We start from the raw sequence: 19,518 nt of genomic DNA, 5'->3' as shown, positions 1-19,518 counted from the left end.
CCGTGCGCCGCCGGACCTCCTCCGCGGTCCGGCTCCCCGGCCACCGGCCCGCGGTCCGGCCCGCCGCCGAGTGCCGCGGTCGGCGCCTCCCCACCGGCCGGGTCACGCCCTGCCGTGCGCCTTCTGCGAATGCCGTGCCAACGAGTCGAGGACCACCGCGGCGAGCAGCACACATCCCGTGATCACCGACTGCATCGGCGTCGGGATGCCCAGCAGGACCATGCCCGACGCGATCGACTGGATGACGAGCATGCCCAGCAGCACGGACCATGTCGTCCCCCGTCCGCCGAACAGGCTGACGCCGCCGATCACGGCCGCGGCGATCGCGTTGATCAGGAGGATGCTGGAGCCCGACGTCTGGCCGACCGCGGCCACCCTGGAGGCCAGGAAGAGCCCGCCGACCGCGGCCAGCGTCCCGGACACCATGAACGCCGAGATCCGCAGCCACACCACGTTGATCCCGGCGCGGCGGGCCGCCTCGCGACCGCCGCCGATGGCGACGATCTTGCGGCCGTAGAAGGTGCGACGCAACACGAAGTCCAGGCCGACGACGAAGACCAGGAAGATCAGCAGGGCGAGCGGCAGGCCCTGGAAGCGGTTCAGCATGTACGCGGCGGCGAACGCGACCACCGCCACCGCGGCGGTGCGCACGACGACGACGCCGAGTGGCCGGTACATCACACCGACGGACCGGCGCCGGCGGGAGTCCCGGTACGACGCCAGGAAGAACATGGCCACGCTCAGGGCGGCCAGCCCGTAGGCGACCGCGGTCTCCCGGAAGTAGTAGCTGGTCAGGGCGTGGACGAAGCCCGCTTCGGGGAGGTTGATGGTGCCGCTGGCGCCCAGCACGTACAGCATGAGCCCGTTCCAGGCCAGCAGACCCGCCAGTGTGACGACGAAGGCCGGGACGCCGAGCCGGGCCGAGAAGAAGCCCTGGGCGGCGCCGACCGCCGCGCCCACCACCAGGGCCGCGAGTACGGCCGCCCACTCCGGCATGCCCTGGTTCACGTTGAGCACGGCGAATACGGCGGCCGTGAGCCCGCTGACGGAGCCGACGGACAGATCCACGTCGCCGAGGAGCAGCACGAAGACCAGGCCGAGCGCGATCATGCCCGTGCCGACGATGTCGATGCTGAGGTTGGAAAGATTGCGCGGAGAGAGGAACTGCTGGTCCAGGCTCTGGAAGATGATCCACAGCAGGGCGACGGCGGCGACTCCCGGGACCGCGCCGAACTCGCCGCTGCGCATCCGGCGGGCGAAGTCCCCGGCGTGGCTCCTGAAACCCCTGTCGGCGTCCGCGCGGCCCCGGTCGGCGCGCGCGGGGGTGCCCCGGGGCGCGCCCTCGCCGGGGCCGGTTGCCCCCGTGCGCTCCGACGCCCCGGTCCGCTTCACCACAGCACCTCCCCCCACCGGTCCCGGCGATGGGTCACGGCGTTGTTGGTGGCGCCGGTCATGGAGGAGACGATCTGCTCCTGGGAGGTGGTCGGCACGCTGAAGAAGCCGTTGTTGCGGCCGAGGTGGAGCACCGCGACCTGGTCCGCGACCGCCTTGACGTCGCCGAGGTTGTGGCTCACCAGGAGCACTCCGAGCCCTCGGTCCCGCAGCCGTTCGATCAGGTCCAGGAACTGGGCGGTCTGTCTGACCCCCAGCGCGGCGGTGGGCTCGTCCAGGATGAGCAGCCTGGGTTCGCTGAGCAGCGCGCGGGCGATGGCGACCGTCTGCCGCTGCCCCGCCGAAAGCGAGGCGACGGGCACCCGGAAGCTGGGGAGGCGCGTCGACAGCGACTCCAGGACGTCCAGCTCCTGGGCCCGTCGCTCCATGGACACCTCGTCGAGGATCCCGCTCCCGCCGAGTTCGTGCCCCAGGAAGATGTTGCCGACGACGTCGAGCGTCTCGCACAGGGCGAGGTCCTGATAGACGCTGGTGATGCCCAGGGCCTGGGCGTCACGGGGGCGGGAGATCCTCACGGGGCGGCCGTTCCACTCGATGACGCCCTTGTCGGCGGGTCCGACCCCGGTGATCACCTTGACCAGCGTGGACTTGCCCGCCCCGTTGTCGCCGACCAGGGCGACGACCTCGCCGGCGTGGATCTCCAGCTCGATGTCGGTCAGTGCCCACACGGCGCCGTACCGCTTGCTGATCCCCCGCATCGCCAGGAGTGGGGCGCTCGGCACGTGAACCATCTCCTTCGCCCGTCCCGTCCGTCGCTCCGGCAGGACGCCGCCCCGGGGACAGCGGCCTCCGGCCGGCTATCCGGTGAGTCCCGCTTTCCGGCAGGCGGCCTCGACCGCCGGGGTGCAGATCTGGTCGACCGTGTAGAGGCCGTTCTCGACCACCGTCTCCTCGATGTTGTCCGCGGTCACGGGCACCAGGGGCCCCAGGACCGCGGGGATGTCGTCGTCGGTGTCGTTGCGCACCCGGTCCCGGGCGACGTCGTCGAGCTTCTCGCCGCGTCCCAGGGCGACGGCCATCTCCGCGGCGGCCTCGGCTTCCGCCTCGAAGGACTTGTAGACGGTCATGTACTGCTCGCCCTTGACGATCCTGCGGACGGCGGACAGGTCGGCGTCCTGTCCGGTGACGGGCGGCAGCGGTTTGACCCCGGCCGCCTTGAGCGCCGTGACGACACCGCCCGCCAGCCCGTCGTTGGCCGACAGCACGCCGTCGATGCGGTCCGGGCCCAGTTCGGCGATCGCGGCGGACATGTTCCGGAAGGCGTTCTCCGGTATCCAACCGCCGGTGTAGTAGGACCTGGCGATCTTCACCTTGCCCTGGAGCACGGACAGTGCGCCCCGGCGCAGATCCCGGGTGTTGGGGTCGGTGGGGTCGCCGTTCATCATCACGATCTGGCCGCCGCGGGCCTTGGGTCCCATCGCCTTGAGGAGCTCCTGGGCCTGGATCCTGCCGATCTCCTCCGAGTCGTAGCTGGAGTAGGCGGAGATGGGCCCTTGGGCGAGGCGGTCGTACGAGACCACCGGCACGTTCGCGTCCCGGGCCCGGGCGATCGAGGACCGCAGTGCCTTGTCGTCGACGGGGTCGAGGATCAGGACCTTTGCCCCCTTCGCGATCATGGACTCGATCTGCTGCTGCTGAGTGGCCACGTCCGCGGAGGCGTAGGCGTGCAGCAGCCTGCAGTCGGGGCACAGCGCCTTGACCTTCGCCTGGATGAGGGGCTTGTCGGCGGTCGCCCAGCGTGCGGTGTGGACGTCCGGGAGCAGCAGCCCGATCGTGAAGCCGTCCGCGCCCGAGGTGCCGCCCGCGTCCTCGCCCGCCTCCCCGGCCGTCCCGCAGGCCGTGAGACCGGCCAGCGCAGCGGCCGCCGTGGCGGCGGCCAGGGCGCGGGCCGGACCGCCGCGCGTCCACGGCCTCCTTCCGCCGCGGCCTCGGCGGCTCTGCGAGCGGCGAGGTGGAACCGGCATATTCCCCAATGTATGGGAAAACATGAAAACGAGCTGTCGGGCGAGCCGGTGGGGCGGCCCCGTCGGGCGCAGTTCCGTGCGGTCCGTGTGCGGCCGCGATCGGGGAATGTGTGCGGGCCGAGGCGGGGTGTGCCGACCGGCCGTCAGGTGGCCCCGGGGGCGGTCGGCCGGTTCTCGGTGCGGAAGAGATGCACGACCTGGTCGGCGATCGTGTCCAGGACGTCCGAGGCGGCGGTCGCGTCGCCGAGGACCAGGAAGTTCAGGGTGAGCCCGTCGGTCATGACGGCCAGGTAGTGCGCCAGGACCGCGACGGGGACGCTCGGCTCGAGCCCCATGTCGTGCCGCAGCTGGTCGATGAGCTCGGTGAACGTGTCGGTGTACAGCTGGTACTGACGGCGTGCCAGTTGCTCGAACCCCGGCTGGCGCAGGGCGTACTGGGTGAGCTCGTAGGTGAGCATGTGTTCACCGGGGTTGGCGCAGACATGGTCCCAGTAGGCCTGGAACCCCGCGCGGACCGTCTCACGCAGGGTCGCCTTGGGCCGGATCGCCTCCCGCACCACCGCGACGTAGTGCTCGGTGATCGCCTCGATGACCGACTCCAGCAGTTCCTGCTTGGAGTCGAAGCAGTAGTGGAAGACGCTCAGCGACACATCCGCCTCGGCGGCGATCGAGCGTGTCGTCGTCCTGGGGACGCCGTCACGGGTCATCGCCCGGATCGCCGCCTCGATCAGCTGCCGGCGCCGTGCGGCCGACGGCATCCGTGCCATGCGGTTCCCTCGTTCCTGTGCTGTGCTCGGTTGCCGTGCTGTTCCGTGCCCAGCGCGCCCCGTCCCGGGGCCTCGTGACGCGTTGCGGGGAAGCGGCCGGGGCCGGCCGGATCAGCCGATCCGGCCGGCCCCGGCCGCTGTGCGCACCCCGTCCGCGGCTCAGTCGCTGTAGACGCCGACCTCGTGCAGGGAGTAGCCCCACTTGGTACCGCGTTCCAGCCCGTGGATGCGCACATGGCGGGCCGTCGTCCCGTCGAACCGGGCGGTGTCCAGGCCGCCGTCACCTGCCGTCGTGGACCACACCGGCCGCCAGTTCGTCCCGTCCGACGACACCTCGACGCGGTAGGACTTCCCGTAGGCGCGTTCCCAGTCGAGAGTGACCCGTTTGACCAGGGTCGGTGCGCCGAGGTCGATCCGGAGCCACTGGTCGTCGTTCCAGTGGCTCGCCCAGCGGGTCCTCGCGTTGCCGTCGACGGCCCTGGCGGGGGCGTAACTGGTGAACAGGCTCCACTCCGAGGAACTGGCCGAGGCCGGTGCGCCGGCGGCGAGGTTCACCCCGGCCCTGTGCCGCTCGGACGCGCCCCAGGTGCCGAGGTAGGACTCCGCACCCCGGAAGAGGTCGTCCACGACGCCCTGGCCGCCGACGATCCGTACGTCCTCCAGCCAGTCCGGGACGAGGCCGTAGTGCGCCGCGCCGTCGGTGTTGAGGTCCCAGGTGCGCTGGCCGGTGGTCTGCCGGTCGAGCACGGAGCCGCCGTCGGCGCTGCGGAAGGGGTAGCGCACGGGGTTGGGGGTGTCGGCACCCCGCGGCCCCGGCCAGCCTCCGACGCCGTTCATGTCGCTGCCGTAGCCGTATCCGACGCCGTACTTCTCGCGGAGCGCGTCCGTGCGCTCGGCCTCCGCGCTGAAGTGCTCGGAACCGTGCATGTACTGGGCGATGAAACCGCCGAGCCGGTACACGCGCTCGGTCCAGTCGGTGTCCATCCAGCTGTGCGAGGAGAGCACACCCGGGTACGCGTCGGCCTCGAGGATGTCGAGCACCCGTCCCGTGGCCTTGACGCTCATGTGGTCGATCTCGAGCATCATCTTGCGCTTCATCATGCCGCGCACGGCGTACTCGCCGAGTTCGGTGAGTCCGCGGGTGTTGCACCGCGCGTCCGCGGAGTACGACGGCACCTTCACCCCCGGCGGGAGCTCCTTCTCGGCACCGGGCGCGGCGGCGAGGCCGATGGGGTTGTCGTGCTGCGGGCCCGCGCACTTCTCCGTCTTCCAGAACGTGCCGGTGGACAGGAACTGGCCGACGTTGATCGCGGTGCCCTGCGTGCCCGAGTCGAACCGGACGCCGCACAGCGCGTTGTCGAACTTGTGGCAGAGGAACATGCTTCGTACGCCGAGCTCGTGGAGTTCGTCGAGACCGCGGTCGATGTCGTCCCGGCCGCACTGCGGGACGTCCAGGATCTGTTTGCAGCCGAACGGCTCGGAGGTCTCCACCCCGAGGACCACGGCCAGTTTGCCCTGCTCGATGACCTGCCGGGCCTGCGCGGAGTCGGTGACGATCCGGAAGAAGCCCTTGCCGGGTCCGCCGTAGACTCTGTCGATGTACGCCTGCATCTCGTAGGTCTTCCGAGCCTGCAGGCGGATGGAGGTCATCTCGTCGCAGCCGCGGTCCTTGAAGAAGTACACCGAGCAGATCACGCCGTTGGTCACCAGGTCGTTGACGAGGACGCGCTGGCCGCCGCGCCAGGCCCGCTCGATCCAGGCGTAGTAGTTCTGCTGGTGCGTGAGCGAGTCGTGGGCGGGCCAGTCCTTGAACGTCGGCCAGCCGTTCGGGTCGTGCCGGCCGTCCCCGCCCTTGGTGATGAAGTCGAAGACGGCGAGGGAGCCGTCGGGGTAGTGCTCCGGGCAGTCCTTGAGGGCGTCGGCGATGCCCTGTTCCGAGAAGGCCCTGCCGCAGATGAGCCGTCCGCCGAACGCCTCGTTCGACATGATGTGGTTGTGCGCGTCGACGAAGCCGCGCACCTTCCCGTCCGGGCCGGTGCCCTTGAAGGGCTCGCCCGTGACATTGATCCCGGAGTCGGGCGCGGGCCGGGCGGCCGGCACCCACCAGCCGGACTCGGCCGAGGACCCGGGGGCCGTGCCGAGGACAAGTGCCAGCGCGGTGAGGAGCAGGGTCACCACCGCGAGGGGTCCACGGCGGCGACGCGAGAGCCGTTTCATCGTCATCACTCAAGCCTTCGGTGAGCGGACGACCGGGCCGGGGCCGAGTCCGTCCGGAGCCGGGACCTTCCGCCGAGATCCCCTTGTCATGACCCGTGCAAGCGGTGCGACGAGGATCGCGACTGTCACACAAAGAGTCAATAGTCCGGGACGGATGACCTGATGGCCCGGCCACCCGCCGACTGCGGCGGCTCGTGGGCGGTTCGGCCCACCCGCGAGGCCGCGGCGACGGCTCGGTACCTCAACCCCACGACGGCGGAACGGTCTTCACCGCAGTGGCATCCCATGGCCCGGCGCACCGGCCGGCCGGGGGTGAGCGAGACCCGCGCCGGTGAGGTCGCCGCCCCGGTGGCGGCGGTTCCAGCCCCGGCGTGCGCCGCGCGGACAGGCCCACGAGGACGGACTCGGCAGCCCAGCCGCCCCGTCGTGCCGGTGCGGCCCGGGTCGGTGCCCCGGCCCGTGAGCGGTCAATGAAACTTCACGAACACGGGCGTTCCCCCTGTCCTCCAGTGGCAAAGCGAGCACCAGCCCCCGAGGAGACGCCCATGATTCTCACCGCCGTGCTCATGCCGCCCGCGCTCCTGCTCCTGATCATCGCGATGGACCGTTTCGAGGGCTCTCCCTGCTCATGGCGCGTCCTCCTCGTCCTGGCGCGTCCTGTCGGTCCTGTGACCGGGGCCGGTGGACCGCCTACGGTCGGCCGGTGCGCACAGCCCGCTGGGCACGCCCCGGCGTACGGGACGTGCCCAGCGGACGGCGTGGTCCGGCGGCTCAGTGGCCGGAGCCGTAGTACCCGCCGAGCTGGTCGCGGTAGGCCGGGTCGCCGAGATGCTTGTCCTTGTCGAACTCCGGCGCGGACTTGATCTCCTCCTTCGTGCGGGACACGATGATCCGCCTCTCGTCGTGGTCGACGACCGTGATCGTGCCTGCCGGCAGGAGTACTTCCTTGCCGAAGATCCACACCCCGGTGTCGACGACGACGTACTGGGAGCCGACCTCGTTGGAGTGTTTGTCGACCTTGCCGATGTCCCCGTCGGTCGCCTCCACCCGATAACCCGTCAGGTCGTCGTCGCGGTTGTGCCCGCTGGTCGGTACGTAGGCCCACATGTGCTCACTCACCGGTGCTCCTCACCTCGGGGTGTTCCTCGGCGGCGGACGGGAATTCCGGGAAGAAACTCGCTTTTCCCGTCCCCGGTCATCCGCGTGCCCCGCTTTCCGGACGGCACACCTGGCGGCGTGCGAGGAACACCCCGAGCCGCCGCACCCGGTCACGGCCCGTCGTCGTAGGGTTCGCTGCCGTCCTCCTCGAACACGACGTGCACCGCCGCCTCCTCCGCGCCGGCGGCTCCCGCGTCGATGCCCACGTCGGAGGCGAAGAGCTGCTTGTCCGTGTCCGGCCGGGTGCCCTCGTCGGGGGCGACGAGCCGCCCCGCGCGCCAGGAGCCGACCTCGTCGTCGATCGGCTCGCCCTCGCCGCCCGGCAGGTCGCCGATGCCGTCCCAGTCGTACGCGGCGACATCGGGGAGTTCCACCGCCAGCCGCTGGTCGAGCGTCTCGCCCTCGCGCTGCTCCGCCGCGGTCGTACCCACCTTGTTGACGCCGAACGGCCTCTCCGGCGGGGAGTAGCCCTGGTCGAGTATCTGGTCGTAGTCCGGTTCGTCCAGCACGTCCTCGAGGTCCAAGTGGGCCGCGTCGCCCTGTTCCTCGTTGTCACCGGTCGGCTGGTAGACGTCGTCCGCCCTGCTGTCGCTCATGATCGTCTTCTCGCTCCGTGGAGCTCCGATCTGCGGAGGACGTGCACTCCGGTCAGAGCGCCTGCTCGTCGTTCACGGCTCGGTGGCCTGCCCTGTGTCCCGCTGCGCGGGCCCGGTGCGCGTTGCGCGTCCCGCGCCCGGGACCCCCGTGGGTTGCGCGTGCCCCTAAGCGCAAGCCTAGGTAACGTCCCGCCCGACGGCGATGTCCGTCCCGGAGCGTCGCCTAACCGGCACGTTCTGCGACCGGAGAGGGGTCGGATCCTTCGATATGCCCGTTGTGAGGTGTTGTGCTCCGTGCAAGTGCGGCGGTCGTGCACTCTCGAACGAGACCCTCTGAAGGGCCAGATGAAGGGCGGGTTAGCATATGAGCACCGCCTAGCTCGAAAGATAAATCTGTGACTGTCAACGAGGACTCGTTCACAAACTGGAAGCATCGCGAGGAGATCGCGGAGTCGATGATCCCGATCATCGGGAAGCTGCACCGTGAGCGGGACGTCACCGTCCTGCTGCACAGCCGCTCCCTGGTGAACAAGTCGGTGGTCAGCATCCTGAAGACCCATCGATTCGCCCGCCAGATCGCCGGCGAGGAGCTCTCGGTCACCGAGACGCTTCCCTTCCTGCAGGCCCTCACCGAGCTCGACCTCGGGCCTTCCCAGATCGACATCGGCATGCTCGCCGCCACGTACCGGACCGACGGCCGTGGTCTCTCGGTGGAGGACTTCACCGCGGAGGCCGTCGCCGGTGCCACGGGCGACAACAAGATCGAGCGCCGTCAGCCGCGCGACGTGGTGCTGTACGGCTTCGGCCGCATCGGCCGGCTCGTCGCCCGTCTGCTCATCGAGAAGGCCGGCTCCGGCAACGGCCTCCGGCTGCGCGCGATCGTCGTCCGCCGGGGCGGTGACCAGGACATCGTCAAGCGTGCGTCGCTGCTGCGCCGGGACTCGATCCACGGCCAGTTCCAGGGCACGATCACCGTGGACGAGGCGAACAGCACGATCGTCGCCAACGGCAACGAGATCAAGGTCATCTACGCCGGCGACCCGTCGGAGGTCGACTACACGGCCTACGGCATCAAGGACGCCATCCTCATCGACAACACGGGCAAGTGGCGGGACCGCGAGGGCCTGTCGACGCATCTCCGCCCCGGTATCGACAAGGTCGTCCTGACCGCCCCGGGCAAGGGCGACGTCCCGAACATCGTGCACGGCGTCAACCACGACACGATCAAGCCGGACGAGCAGATCCTCTCCTGCGCGTCCTGCACCACCAACGCGATCGTCCCGCCGCTGAAGGCCATGGCGGACGAGTACGGTGTCCTGCGGGGTCACGTGGAGACCGTCCACTCGTTCACCAACGACCAGAACCTGCTGGACAATTACCACAAGGCCGACCGTCGTGGCCGTTCCGCGCCGCTCAACATGGTCATCACCGAGACCGGCGCCGCCTCCGCCGTGGCCAAGGCGCTGCCCGACCTCAAGGCGCCGATCACCGGCAGCTCGATCCGCGTCCCCGTCCCGGACGTCTCGATCGCGATCCTGAGCCTGCGGCTCGGCCGCGAGACCACGCGCGAGGAAGTCCTGGACTACCTCCGCCACGTGTCGCTGACCTCGCCGTTGAAGCGCCAGATCGACTTCATCACCGCGCCCGACGCCGTCTCCAACGACTTCATCGGCTCGCGCCACGCGTCGATCGTCGACGCCGGAGCCACGAAGGTCGACGGCGACAGCGCGATCCTCTACCTCTGGTACGACAACGAGTTCGGCTACTCGTGCCAGGTGATCCGCGTCGTCCAGCATGTCTCCGGGGTGGAGTACCCGACCTACCCGGCGCCGGTGGCCTGACCACCGTGATCTGACCCGGTCGTTCCGTACCCGGTCGTCGGTCCCCGGCGGTCCGGCGCCGGCGGACGTCTCGCCGCGCGTCCCGGAAGGCGGACTCCCCGCCTTCTGGGACACGGGCCTTTCCGGCGGGACCGCGCGGTGCCCGCGTGCCGGCGTCCGGCACTCGGGTGCGGTCGCCCGGCGTCGGTACGCCGACGCCCGGTCCCCGCGTGCCGGCGTCCGGCGCAGCCCCCGGTGGCGCGGCGGGTGCGGCGTCAGGGCCTCGACGGCCGGCCGTCGCCGTAGAGCCAGACGTCCCACAGCGCGCCGAGGTCCTTGCCCGACATGCGCTCCACATACGCGGTGAAGTCCTGTGTGGAGGCGTTGCCGTGGCGGTGGGTCGCCGCCCAGCCGCGCAGAACGGAGAAGAACACGGTGTCGCCGACCGCCTCGCGGACCTTCTGCAGTGTCATCGCGCCGCGTTCGTACACCGGGTCCCCGAGGAGCTGACCGGCCCCGGGCTGGTCGGCGGGCGGGAAGGCCCAGTTGTCGTCGGAGCCGAAGGCGTCCTCGAAGCTCGCCCGGACGGGAGTGTCCTCGAACTCCTCCAGGTAGAGCCACTCCGCGTATGTCGCGAAGCCCTCGCTCAGCCAGACGTCCCGCCAGGTCCTGGGGGTGACGGAGTCGCCGTACCACTGGTGGGCCAGCTCGTGCACGAGCGTCGCGGGGTCGAACGAGTCCTCCGTGAAGACCGACCGGTTCTGCGTCTCCAGCGCGTAGTCCGCATCGCCCTCGCGTTCGACGATCACGCCGGTGGAGGAGAACGGATAGGGGCCGAACTTGTCGACCGACCAGTTCGTGAGCTCGGGGACTCGGTCCAGCAACTCACGGACGCGCCCGGCGACGGTCCTGTCCGCTGCGGTGTACACGGGTATGCCGGCCGTCCCGGGCCGGGATCTGGTGATCTCGTACGCACCGACGCCGACGGTGGCGAGGTATGTGGCCATGGGCTGTGCGGAGTGCCAGGCGAACGTGGTGCCCTGGCCGTCGGCTGTGGGCCGCTGGGAGCGCAGGTCCCCGTTGGAGACGGCGGTCAGGCCGTCGGGGACGGTCACGGAGATGTCGTACGTCGCCTTGTCGCCGGGGTGGTGGTTCCCCGGGAACCAGGTCATGGATCCCTGCGGCTGCCCGAGCGCGATCGCACCGTCCTCGGTTCTCAGCCAGCCCTCGCGGGTGCCCTCGGAGTCGGTGAGCTCGCCCGGTGCGCCGTCGTAGCGGACGACGGCCCGGAAGACGTCGCCCCGGCGGACGTCGTGGGCGGGCCGGAGGGTCAGTTCGTCGCCGGCCCGGGTGTGGACGGCGGGCGTCCCGTCGACGGCGGCGGAGCGGACGGCCATCCCGTGGAGATCGAGATTGAAGGCGCTGAGGTCCTGGGCGGCGCGGGCGGTGATCTCGGCGGTTCCGGTGAGCCGGTGCGACCCCGGGTCGTAGTCGAGGGTGAGCGTGTAGTGCCGGACGTCGTAGCCGCCGTTGCCCAGGGTGGGGAAGTAGGGGTCCCGGGCGCCGGCGGCGCCCGGGCTGCCGTGGGTTCCGGAGTGGTGTCCGGCCGCGCCGGTCACGGGCGCGCCGCCGAGGACGATCAGGGCGGCGGCCGGAGCGAGGCTGCGGAGACCGAGCCGCGGGTACACAAACGCCATGATAGGGGTCGAAAGTTCAACGTTCCACCGCAGGTTGCGCCGACGGCGAGAACCGAACGCGAGCCCACGAGCGCCGTCGTGGCCACCGTCGCGAGGCGAGGACGCGGGCGCCCGCGCGTGCGCCGTACGCGTCCCGACGCGGCGCCGGGGCGGGTACGGAACGGCCGGCCGCCGCCGAAGCGTCCCGGCCGTCCCGCGCCGGGCATGCCGCCGCGTCACGCCTCGTGTCCGCGCGAGCCCCGCTCGTGCACCACCCGGTTCCCGTGCTCCCGGGGCACGGGCGGTACGGATGACGAGCCGGCCGGAGGCGCGCAGGATGAGAAGGAACGACAGATCAGGCGCACGCGTACGCACGAACGCCCGGGTGCGCGCCGGAAGGAGGGCTCACCCATGACACACCACAAGCCGAACCGAGCGGTCGAGGGCGACCCGGACCACGGCCACGGCAGGGGAATGCCCCGGCGGCCCGACGAGGACGCGCTCGAACAGCGCACGGCGCGCGACCGGGCGGAAGCGGGTCTGCCTGCCGGGGCGCCGGAGGACCCGGAGGCCGAGTACCGGGCGGCGCAGGACGAGGTCGACCGTGAGGCCGGCGCGGGTGAGATCCCCACGGGCGAAGCCGCGAGGAAGGACCGTGACCCCTTCCCGCCCACCCGTTACGAACGCTGAGCCCGGACCCCGGCCGGTTCCCGAGCGCGTTCACCGGACCGACTCCGGTCCCCGGGCGTCGAACGCGCGCAATCTCCGGTGCCCGATCCGGTCGGCACCGCCGGGTGCGTCGGCCACGCTGGACCGGTTCGGCGAACGACGGCGGCCGTTGGAGCACCCGGTGCGGACGTTCCGCTACCGCTGAAGGAGCGTCGGCGCCGCCGGGGCGGGGCCCAGGGGCGTCGTGCCCGGCGACGCCCGATGGCCCAGACCCGTGCGGTACGCGTCCAGCGCGGTCTCGGTGCGGCCGGCCCGGCGCAGCAGGTCGCCGAGCAGCCGGCACAGATCGGCGAGGTCCCCACTCGCCCCACTGCGTTCGAGCAGCCCCAGGGCGAGGACGTAGTGCTCCTCGGCGGCATCGCCGTCGCCGCGTTCCTCCGCGACCAGCCCGAGCAGCCCGACCAGCCGGTGCGCTCCGCCCGCGTGCACCGCGCCGTGCCGGTCGCCCGGTTCGAGCAGCGCGGTGAGCAGTCCGGCGGCCTCGTCGAGCCGTCCGAGACGCCGCAGCACATCGGCCGGCTCGACCTCCACCTGCGCGGCGAACAGAACGGCCCGCTTGGCGGCCGGCATGTCCCGCGCGGTGCGCAGCTCGTGCTCCGCGAGAACGAACCGCTCGCGGGGCGGACCCGGGTGCGGGTGTCCGACCTGTTCCTGTGGCTGCTCGACCTGCGGACCCACAAACTGTCGGTCACCGTCGAGAACCCGACGGCCGCGGTGCGCGACCCGGAGATCGCGAGGACGCTGAGGTCCACGGTCGGCTGGGACGTCCGCCTCTGAACTGTTGCCTGGGCCGGGAACTCGGTCGCGCCACGCGAGACGGCCCGTTAACTTCACGCTGGACGCGACGAGTCACGAACAGCCACCGCGAAGGGGAGCCCGGGATGGAGACCGAGGGCGCAAGGACCGACCGTTTGGGCCTGCTGCTCGCACAGTTCGACCAGGCCAGGGAGATGGCCCGGGTGCGGCTGACGGGGCTCGGCGACGACGAGTACCTGTGGGAGCCGGTGCCCGGCTCCTGGTCGATCCGCCGTCGGGGCGAGGCGATGACGCCCAGGGCCTACGGGCCGGGGGAGTGGGTGCTCGACAAGGGTGCCCCGGACATCCCGGCGAGCGAGTACGCCGAGGTCGCGCGGCAGGCCGCCGGCGGCATGACGATCGCCAGGATCGCCGAGGACTGGAGCGTCGGCATCGAGCGGGTGGAAGAGGTCCTCGCCCACACCGGCACACCGGAGCCCGACGCGACGCCGATCACCACCATCGCGTGGCGGCTGGGGCACCTGCACTCCTGCTTCGCCGGCCAGTGGGAGTGGACCTTCGGTGAACGGCGTCGGATGCCGGAGCAGCTGGTCGCCTTCACCCCCTCCGCCGGCCTCGCGCTCGAACGGTTCTGGGCGCTGATCGACCGCTGGCGCGACAGCGTCGCCGCCCTCACCGACGAGCAGCTCGACACGGTCGGCTTCTCGCAGTATCCGTACGGCTCCGACCCGGACGAACCGTTCGTCAGTGTGATGGCGGGGGGCAATCTCGAACTCATCCACCACATGGCGGAGATCGCACTGCTGCGCGATCCGTGGCGAGCCCGCTTCACCACCTCCGCGTAGGACGGGCCCTCCGCGTAGGGCGGGCCGGTTCGGCGTTTTCCGCTGTGCGCAGGGAACTTGCCACAGCGCGCATGCCCCCGAGCAACCCGGGAACGACTGCTCTACGCGGAAGTAGCATCACTGAACGTGTTCACAGTCCAGTACCGGAGGGGCGTTCCATGCCAGATCAGTGCCCGATGGCGATAGACCCGGCGGGCCGGGACATCCACGGTGAAGGCTCTCGGATGCGTGAGAGAGGGCCGGTGGCGCGCGTCGAACTCCCCGACGCGGTGGGAGCGTTCGCGGTCAGCAGTCCCGAACTCCTCAAGCGGCTGCTCACCGACGTGCGGGTGTCCAAGGATCCGCGCCGGCACTGGCCGCTCTGGATCAACGGACAGATCTCGCCGGACTGGCCGCTGTTCACCTGGGTCGCCGTGCAGAACATGTTCACCGCCTACGGCAGTGAGCACAAGCGCTTGCGCACCCTGATCTCCAGCGCCTTCACCGCGCGGCGGACGGCCGCGCTGCGACCGCGCATCGAGGAGATCACCGGCAAGCTGCTGGACCGTGTCGCCGAGGTCGGGAGGCACGGTGAGGTGGTCGATCTGCGCGAGGAGTTCTGCTACCCGCTGCCGATCCAGGTGATCAGTGAGCTGTTCGGTCTGCCCCGCGACAAGGCCGTGGACATGCGAGAGGTCGTGGACAGTCTCTTCCACACCTCCGCGGAGCCCGACGAGGTCACCGCCAACCACGCGCGTCTCTACGCCGTGATGGGGGAACTCGTCGAGGCCAAGCGGGAGTCGCCCGGTGACGACCTGACCACCCACCTCCTCGCTGCCCGCGACGACGGGAGCAGCGCCGGGCTCAGTGAACAGGAACTGCTCGACACCCTGGTGCTCATGATCGGTGCGGGCCACGAGACCACGGTCAACCTCATCGACAACGCCGTGCACGCCCTGCTGACCCACCCCGAGCAGCTCGCGCACATCCGTGCGGGCCGGGCCACGTGGGACGACGCCGTCGAAGAGACCCTGCGTGCGGACGCGCCGGTGGCCAGTCTGCCGTTGCGGTACGCCGTGGAGGACATCGAGCTCGGTGAACTCGGAGGCCCGCAAGGGACGGTGATCCGCGCGGGAGAGGCCATCCTCGCCGCCTACGCTGCTGCGGGGCGCGATCCCGAGCGGTACGGGAAAGACGCCGATCGGTTCGACGTCACCCGGGTCGACAAGGATCACCTGGCCTTCGGGTACGGGGTGCACCACTGCCTCGGCGCCCCGCTGGGCCGCCTGGAGGCCCGCATCGCACTTCCCGCGCTGTTCGGACGCTTCCCCGGGCTCACTCTCGCCGCGCCCTCGGAGGAACTGCTGCCCGTGGAGTCGTTCATCTCCAACGGCCACCAGTCCCTCCCCGTACGCCTGACCTGATCACTCGCCCCACCACCAGGCCAGCAGCCGGGCCCAGCGGCTCTTGGGCGCAGTGGCCACCGGCGCACTCCGGCGCCCTCCGGGCGGTGCGGAGGCGTGCCTGCCCGGCCCCGTGGACCCGCCGTCACCCGCAGGCCGCTCATCCTCTTCGGAGCGGGTGACGGCGACGGGCTGGAAACGCACGGGCAGAGCGGCGAGCGCGCGGTGGAAGGGGCCCTGCCGCCACTCGAGATCCCCGACCGGCACGGCGAGTTCCATGTCGGGAAGCCGGTCGAGGAGCTTCTCGATGGCCACGGCGGCGATCAGCCGGGCCGCGCCCTGTGCGGGACAGGAATGCGGGCCTGCGCTCCACGCCAGGTGGGCGCGGTTGCCGGTGCGCTGATCGACCACCAGGGCGGGGTCCGTGTTCGCGGCGGCGAAGCTGATGACGACAGGGTGGCCCTCCTTGAGCAGGGTCCCTTCGTACACGACGTCGTGCACCGGGAAGTGGACGCCGTAGTTCGCCATGGGAGGGTCGGTCCACAGCACTTCGTCGAGGGCGTCCTCCACGGGCAGGCTGCCGCCCGACAGACTGCCCGCGAACCGGTCGTCCGACAGCAGCAGGCGCAGGCTGTTCGCGATCAGGTTCTGCTCGGGTTCGGTGCCGGCGCCCATGAGCAGGACCAGGGTGTGGACGAGTTCCTCGTCCGTCAGCCGCGCGGGATGGGCGATGAGCCGGGAGGTCACGTCCTTCCCCGGAGTCTCGCGTTTGAGCGCGATCAGGTCGCCGACGGTTCGGGTGAGGAGCTCGTTCGCCTTCTCGGCGTCGACGAGTTCGAAGATGCCGGCCATTCCCTCGACCAGGCGGTCGCCGTACTCAGGCGGGCAGCCGAAGAGCTGGTTGAGCACCAGAAGCGGCAGGGGCCGGGCGTACGCGCCGAGCAGGTCCGCCTCCCCGTCCAGGGCGATTCGGTCGATGAGCGTGTCGGCGCTCTGCCCGACATAGCCGCGCAGGGCGCTGGGCTCCACGCCCCCCAGGCTGTCCGTGATCGCCTCGCGCAACCGCCGGTGCTCCGGCCCGTCGGTCAGCAGGGCGTTCGGCCGGTAGGCCATCATCGGCGCGACCGGGCTGTCCGCAGGCACGGTGCCGTCGGCCATGTCGCGCCAGCGGCGGGAGTCCTTCGAGAACTTCTCGGGACTGCGCAGCACGTGGAGTGCGGCGTCGTAGCCGGTGACGAGGGTGGCTCGCACCCCGGGTGACAGCTCGACCGGGGCGGTCGGTCCGGCCTGCCGCATGCGCCGGTAGGCGGCGGCCGGATCCGCTGCGAAGCCGGGCCCGTACAGCAGCTCGTGGCGGGGGCAGCCGGACTCGGGGTCGGGCGTCGATTCAGGGGTCATGCGTGCTCCAGTTCGCTCATGCGGGTCAGCAGGTGCTCGACGAGGGAGACCAGTGCCCGGGTCGAGGAGTCGCGGTCGCGGGCGTCACAGCGGACGAGGGGGGTTTCCGGCAGCAGATCGAGGGCCTCGCGCACCTCGCTCAGCGTGTGCCGGGGTCCACCGTCGAACTCGTTGAGGGCGACCGCGTAGGGCAGGCCGAGTTCCTCCAGGACGCCCATGACGTCGAACGAATGCTGAAGGCGGCGGGTGTCTGCCAGGACGAGTGCCCCGAGTGCGCCCCGGGTCATGTCACGCCAGAGCTCGGTGAACCGCTGCTGCCCGGGGGTGCCGAAGAGGTACAGCACAAGAGTGTCGCTGAGCGTGAGGCGGCCGAAGTCGAGGGCCACCGTGGTGGTCGTCTTGTCATGGGTGCCCGCGAGGTCGTCGACCAGGGCGCCTGCCTCGGTCATCACCTCCTCGGTGCGCAGCGGACGGATCTCGGACAACGTCCCCACGTAGGTGGTCTTGCCGACCGCGAAGTGGCCGACCACCAGGATCTTGACCGCGGTCTGCACGCCCGGTCGGAGATAGACGTCTTCGGACTCAGAGGCGGGCGCGGAGCCCATCGAGCACCTCCTGCAGGATTCGGGCATCGGACGGCAGAGCGGCCGGGACCGGCGCGAGGGTGACGATGTGTCCGCTGTCCAGGAGGTCGGCCACCAGGACCTTCGTGACGCTGACCGGCAGCGACAGATGCCCGGCCACCTCCGCCACCGACAGTGCCCCCGGTCTGCAGAGCTCCGCGATACGCCGCTTCTCGGGCCCCAGACCGGCGAGGGACGGCCCCACGGCGGCGATCAGGAGGGTGACGAGGTCAAGGGTGCCGCGGCTCGGGTGAGCGCGGCCCTCCGTGACCACGTAGGGCCGTACCAGCCTTCCGCCGGGGCGGCTCCTCGGGGGAGTCATGCCCGGATGCCGGTTCCATGCCGCGCCGGACTGGTCATCTCCTTGCCGAGCCGGTCGACCAGTTTGTGCATGCGGTACGTGACCGCCTCCATGTCCACGTTCTCCGTCGTGGAGACCGCGAGGTAGGCGCCCTCGCCGGCGGCGACGAGGAACACGTAGCCGTGGGCGAACTCGATGAGGGTCTGCCGCCAGGGGCTGTCGTCGTGACCGCAGAACTCGGCCGTACTGCGGCTGATGGACTGCAGGCCGGAGAGTCCGGCCGCCAGCCGCTCGGCATCGTCCCTGCCGATGTCCGCGGAGTGGGCCCGGAGCATGCCGTCCGACGAGAGCAGGATCGCGTGCAGGGCCTCGGGCACCTTCAGGACCTCATCGAGCATCCAGCCCACATCGCTGTTCCTGGGCTCGATCATCCTCGGTTGTTCCCTTCGTCTTCGTGGAGCGCGGCCTCGGTGGCACGGCCGTGCAGAGTGCCGCGTGCGAACGCACCGATCCGCCTGGCGGTTTCCTCGGCGGACCGGGTGTCGGCCTCCGCCTCCTCGGCGGGGCCCGGCGCCTGCTGTGCCGTCGCCGGATGCTGAGCGGCGCGGCGGCGTCGCTTCGGCAGTCCCCCCGCGGTTGTCGCCGCGGGGGCCGCCGGCTCGGCCGACCAGGCGGGACCGGCCGCGCCGCGGGCCGCAGCCACGGGCGCGGGGGAATGGGAAAGCCCGTCGGAGGTCTCCGGACGCGTGAGCAGGACGCTCGGGAGGAACACGACGGCTCGTACGCCACCGTACGGGGACTGGGTGTCCACGTGGACGCTGAACCCGTACCGGCGGGCGAGGACCCCGATGACCGCGAAGCCGAACTGCGGAGGGTCCTCGAGCCGGGTGACGTCCACCGTGCGCCTGCCGGACAGCAGCACCGAGGCCTGCTCCGATGCCTGCGCGTCCATTCCGACTCCCGCGTCGTCGATCACGACGCAGGCGCCGTTGTGCACCGCCTGGATGCCCACCTCCACCTGGGTGGTGGGTTGTGAGTGGCGCGCCGCGTTGTCCAGCAGCTCGGCGACGGCCAGGACCACGGGCTCCACGGCCCGGCTCTCGACAGCGATGTCGACCTCGCCGCGGATACGGATCCGCCGGTAGTCACGGATCCGCGACGTGGCTCCGCGTACCACCTCGACCAGCCCGGACGCCGTCCGCTGCCGCCCGGGCCAGGATCCGCACAGCACGGCGATGGCTTGGGCACGGCGGCCGAACTGGGCGTTGGCGTGGTCGACTTCCAGAAGGTCCCGCAGGACGTCGGGGTGGTCGTGGCGGTCCTGCATCTCCGAGATGGCCACCTGCTGTTCGCTGGCCAGGGCCTGGATCGAGCGCATCGAGGACTTCAGTGCCGCCTTCGCCGACCGGTCGGCCCGGGCCTGTGCGTTCTCCACGGCCTCGGCGAACCGTTCGAGCACGCCGTCCAGGCACTTCGCGAAGTCCGTCTCCGCCAGTCGGCTGTCGAGGAGTCCGGCGGCGGGTACGGACTGGCCCGCCGACTCCTCCAGGGCCGGCAGCCGTACGGTGATCAGGTGGCGGAGCTCCTCTTCCCGGGTTCGCAGGCCGTCCGCCAGCTCCTCGTTCCGTTTCCTCCGCCGCGCGCTGATCCCGCGCTGCCGCACCAGGAGCACGGTGAGTGCGAGCAGGCCGAGGGCCAGGCACCACACCACCGCATCCGGTATCTGTTCAGTCATGAAGTCCTCAAGACGGCTTGAACCCTGCGGGAGCGCCTGACGTTAGTTCCGGTCGGACGCGTGTACTACTTCTCACGCGCAGAGAACTTGCCGTCAGAC

The 19,518-nt window shown here is 70.9% G+C and carries 18 protein-coding genes and 1 pseudogene; 5 read left to right on the top strand and 14 right to left on the bottom strand.

Annotated elements, in window-relative coordinates; translation table 11 throughout:
- Positions 1–102 precede the first annotated feature (102 nt).
- The 7 genes from FEF34_RS02355 to FEF34_RS02325 form a co-directional block, all read right to left on the bottom strand.
- The gene (locus FEF34_RS02355; protein ID WP_138057234.1) at positions 103–1,392 is read right to left on the bottom strand and encodes a sugar ABC transporter permease; all 1,290 of its coding nucleotides are present in this window, start codon (positions 1,390–1,392) and stop codon (positions 103–105) included.
- Complete coding sequence (locus tag FEF34_RS02350; RefSeq protein ID WP_138051633.1) at positions 1,389–2,183, bottom strand: ATP-binding cassette domain-containing protein; 795 nt, start codon at positions 2,181–2,183, stop codon at positions 1,389–1,391. The genes FEF34_RS02355 and FEF34_RS02350 overlap by 4 nt, the downstream gene beginning before the upstream one ends.
- Before the next feature lie 66 nt (positions 2,184–2,249).
- Positions 2,250–3,416, bottom strand: coding sequence for a sugar ABC transporter substrate-binding protein (locus FEF34_RS02345; protein ID WP_138051632.1), 1,167 nt, complete (start codon positions 3,414–3,416; stop codon positions 2,250–2,252).
- 143 nt (positions 3,417–3,559) lie between these two features.
- The gene (locus FEF34_RS02340; RefSeq protein ID WP_138051631.1) at positions 3,560–4,183 is read right to left on the bottom strand and encodes a TetR/AcrR family transcriptional regulator; all 624 of its coding nucleotides are present in this window, start codon (positions 4,181–4,183) and stop codon (positions 3,560–3,562) included.
- A gap of 159 nt (positions 4,184–4,342) precedes the next feature.
- Positions 4,343–6,400, bottom strand: coding sequence for a discoidin domain-containing protein (locus FEF34_RS02335; RefSeq protein ID WP_407698337.1), 2,058 nt, complete (start codon positions 6,398–6,400; stop codon positions 4,343–4,345).
- A 771-nt stretch (positions 6,401–7,171) separates the two neighbouring features.
- Positions 7,172–7,507 (bottom strand): ribosome maturation factor RimM, encoded by a 336-nt coding sequence (locus FEF34_RS02330; RefSeq protein WP_407698336.1) that lies wholly within the window; start codon positions 7,505–7,507, stop codon positions 7,172–7,174.
- A gap of 161 nt (positions 7,508–7,668) precedes the next feature.
- The gene (locus FEF34_RS02325) at positions 7,669–8,154 is read right to left on the bottom strand and encodes a DUF5709 domain-containing protein (RefSeq protein WP_138051629.1); all 486 of its coding nucleotides are present in this window, start codon (positions 8,152–8,154) and stop codon (positions 7,669–7,671) included.
- 395 nt (positions 8,155–8,549) lie between these two features.
- Between FEF34_RS02325 and FEF34_RS02320 the strand changes: the two genes are divergently transcribed.
- On the top strand, positions 8,550–9,995 hold the full coding sequence (locus FEF34_RS02320) for a glyceraldehyde-3-phosphate dehydrogenase (protein WP_138051628.1): 1,446 nt from the start codon (positions 8,550–8,552) through the stop codon (positions 9,993–9,995).
- A 254-nt stretch (positions 9,996–10,249) separates the two neighbouring features.
- Here FEF34_RS02320 and FEF34_RS02315 read toward each other — a convergent pair whose 3' ends face one another.
- Positions 10,250–11,671, bottom strand: a complete 1,422-nt coding sequence (locus FEF34_RS02315) for a M1 family metallopeptidase (protein ID WP_138051627.1) — start codon at positions 11,669–11,671, stop codon at positions 10,250–10,252.
- A gap of 390 nt (positions 11,672–12,061) precedes the next feature.
- Here FEF34_RS02315 and FEF34_RS02310 point away from each other — a divergent pair, with 390 nt between their 5' ends.
- The gene (locus FEF34_RS02310; RefSeq protein WP_138051626.1) at positions 12,062–12,340 is read left to right on the top strand and encodes a hypothetical protein; all 279 of its coding nucleotides are present in this window, start codon (positions 12,062–12,064) and stop codon (positions 12,338–12,340) included.
- Between the two features lie 174 nt (positions 12,341–12,514).
- On the opposite strand, the pseudogene FEF34_RS02305 reads toward FEF34_RS02310, so the two are convergent.
- Positions 12,515–12,979, bottom strand: a pseudogene (locus tag FEF34_RS02305) (transcriptional regulator); the annotation flags it as partial.
- Between FEF34_RS02305 and FEF34_RS40980 the strand changes: the two are divergent.
- From FEF34_RS40980 to FEF34_RS02295, 3 genes are all read left to right on the top strand, one after another.
- Positions 12,971–13,156 (top strand): hypothetical protein, encoded by a 186-nt coding sequence (locus tag FEF34_RS40980; RefSeq protein ID WP_171052736.1) that lies wholly within the window; start codon positions 12,971–12,973, stop codon positions 13,154–13,156. The pseudogene FEF34_RS02305 and the gene FEF34_RS40980 overlap by 9 nt on opposite strands.
- Before the next feature lie 104 nt (positions 13,157–13,260).
- Complete coding sequence (locus tag FEF34_RS02300; RefSeq protein WP_138051625.1) at positions 13,261–13,980, top strand: DinB family protein; 720 nt, start codon at positions 13,261–13,263, stop codon at positions 13,978–13,980.
- A gap of 224 nt (positions 13,981–14,204) precedes the next feature.
- Positions 14,205–15,383: a cytochrome P450 family protein gene (locus tag FEF34_RS02295; protein WP_234042227.1), complete on the top strand. Its 1,179-nt coding sequence runs from the start codon at positions 14,205–14,207 to the stop codon at positions 15,381–15,383.
- Here the strand turns inward: FEF34_RS02295 and FEF34_RS02290 are convergent, their stop codons facing one another.
- Genes FEF34_RS02290 through FEF34_RS02270 form a run of 5 tightly spaced genes read right to left on the bottom strand, consistent with a single transcriptional unit; the run spans position 15,384 to position 19,419 of the window.
- Positions 15,384–16,760, bottom strand: coding sequence for a cytochrome P450 (locus tag FEF34_RS02290; RefSeq protein WP_138051624.1), 1,377 nt, complete (start codon positions 16,758–16,760; stop codon positions 15,384–15,386).
- The gene (locus FEF34_RS02285) at positions 16,757–17,365 is read right to left on the bottom strand and encodes a GTP-binding protein (protein WP_138051623.1); all 609 of its coding nucleotides are present in this window, start codon (positions 17,363–17,365) and stop codon (positions 16,757–16,759) included. Before FEF34_RS02285 ends, FEF34_RS02290 begins: the two co-directional genes overlap by 4 nt.
- Positions 17,343–17,705, bottom strand: coding sequence for a DUF742 domain-containing protein (locus FEF34_RS02280; protein ID WP_138051622.1), 363 nt, complete (start codon positions 17,703–17,705; stop codon positions 17,343–17,345). Before FEF34_RS02280 ends, FEF34_RS02285 begins: the two co-directional genes overlap by 23 nt.
- The gene (locus FEF34_RS02275; protein WP_138051621.1) at positions 17,702–18,115 is read right to left on the bottom strand and encodes a roadblock/LC7 domain-containing protein; all 414 of its coding nucleotides are present in this window, start codon (positions 18,113–18,115) and stop codon (positions 17,702–17,704) included. Before FEF34_RS02275 ends, FEF34_RS02280 begins: the two co-directional genes overlap by 4 nt.
- Positions 18,112–19,419, bottom strand: coding sequence for an ATP-binding protein (locus tag FEF34_RS02270; RefSeq protein WP_138051620.1), 1,308 nt, complete (start codon positions 19,417–19,419; stop codon positions 18,112–18,114). The genes FEF34_RS02275 and FEF34_RS02270 overlap by 4 nt, the downstream gene beginning before the upstream one ends.
- Between the last annotated feature and the right edge of the window lie 99 nt (positions 19,420–19,518).

This window comes from Streptomyces marianii (assembly GCF_005795905.1).
Taxonomy (GTDB): Bacteria; Actinomycetota; Actinomycetes; order Streptomycetales; family Streptomycetaceae; genus Streptomyces; species Streptomyces marianii.
Note: the sequence above shows the minus strand (reverse complement) of the source record. Positions and strands in the feature narration are given on the sequence as shown.

What these genes read in the sequence shown, in the direction of transcription:
- FEF34_RS02310 (WP_138051626.1), top strand. Translation starts at nt 12,062, where the DNA reads ATGACACACCACAAGCCGAACCGAGCGGTCGAGGGCGACCCGGACCAC.
- FEF34_RS02290 (WP_138051624.1), bottom strand. Translation starts at nt 16,760, where the DNA reads ATGACCCCTGAATCGACGCCCGACCCCGAGTCCGGCTGCCCCCGCCAC.
- FEF34_RS02280 (WP_138051622.1), bottom strand. Translation starts at nt 17,705, where the DNA reads ATGACTCCCCCGAGGAGCCGCCCCGGCGGAAGGCTGGTACGGCCCTAC.
- FEF34_RS02275 (WP_138051621.1), bottom strand. Translation starts at nt 18,115, where the DNA reads ATGATCGAGCCCAGGAACAGCGATGTGGGCTGGATGCTCGATGAGGTC.
- FEF34_RS02330 (WP_407698336.1), bottom strand. Translation starts at nt 7,507, where the DNA reads ATGTGGGCCTACGTACCGACCAGCGGGCACAACCGCGACGACGACCTG.
- FEF34_RS02295 (WP_234042227.1), top strand. Translation starts at nt 14,205, where the DNA reads ATGCGTGAGAGAGGGCCGGTGGCGCGCGTCGAACTCCCCGACGCGGTG.
- FEF34_RS02335 (WP_407698337.1), bottom strand. Translation starts at nt 6,400, where the DNA reads ATGAAACGGCTCTCGCGTCGCCGCCGTGGACCCCTCGCGGTGGTGACC.
- FEF34_RS02325 (WP_138051629.1), bottom strand. Translation starts at nt 8,154, where the DNA reads ATGAGCGACAGCAGGGCGGACGACGTCTACCAGCCGACCGGTGACAAC.
- FEF34_RS02270 (WP_138051620.1), bottom strand. Translation starts at nt 19,419, where the DNA reads ATGACTGAACAGATACCGGATGCGGTGGTGTGGTGCCTGGCCCTCGGC.
- FEF34_RS02345 (WP_138051632.1), bottom strand. Translation starts at nt 3,416, where the DNA reads ATGCCGGTTCCACCTCGCCGCTCGCAGAGCCGCCGAGGCCGCGGCGGA.
- FEF34_RS02340 (WP_138051631.1), bottom strand. Translation starts at nt 4,183, where the DNA reads ATGGCACGGATGCCGTCGGCCGCACGGCGCCGGCAGCTGATCGAGGCG.
- FEF34_RS02315 (WP_138051627.1), bottom strand. Translation starts at nt 11,671, where the DNA reads ATGGCGTTTGTGTACCCGCGGCTCGGTCTCCGCAGCCTCGCTCCGGCC.
- FEF34_RS02300 (WP_138051625.1), top strand. Translation starts at nt 13,261, where the DNA reads ATGGAGACCGAGGGCGCAAGGACCGACCGTTTGGGCCTGCTGCTCGCA.
- FEF34_RS02350 (WP_138051633.1), bottom strand. Translation starts at nt 2,183, where the DNA reads ATGGTTCACGTGCCGAGCGCCCCACTCCTGGCGATGCGGGGGATCAGC.
- FEF34_RS02285 (WP_138051623.1), bottom strand. Translation starts at nt 17,365, where the DNA reads ATGGGCTCCGCGCCCGCCTCTGAGTCCGAAGACGTCTATCTCCGACCG.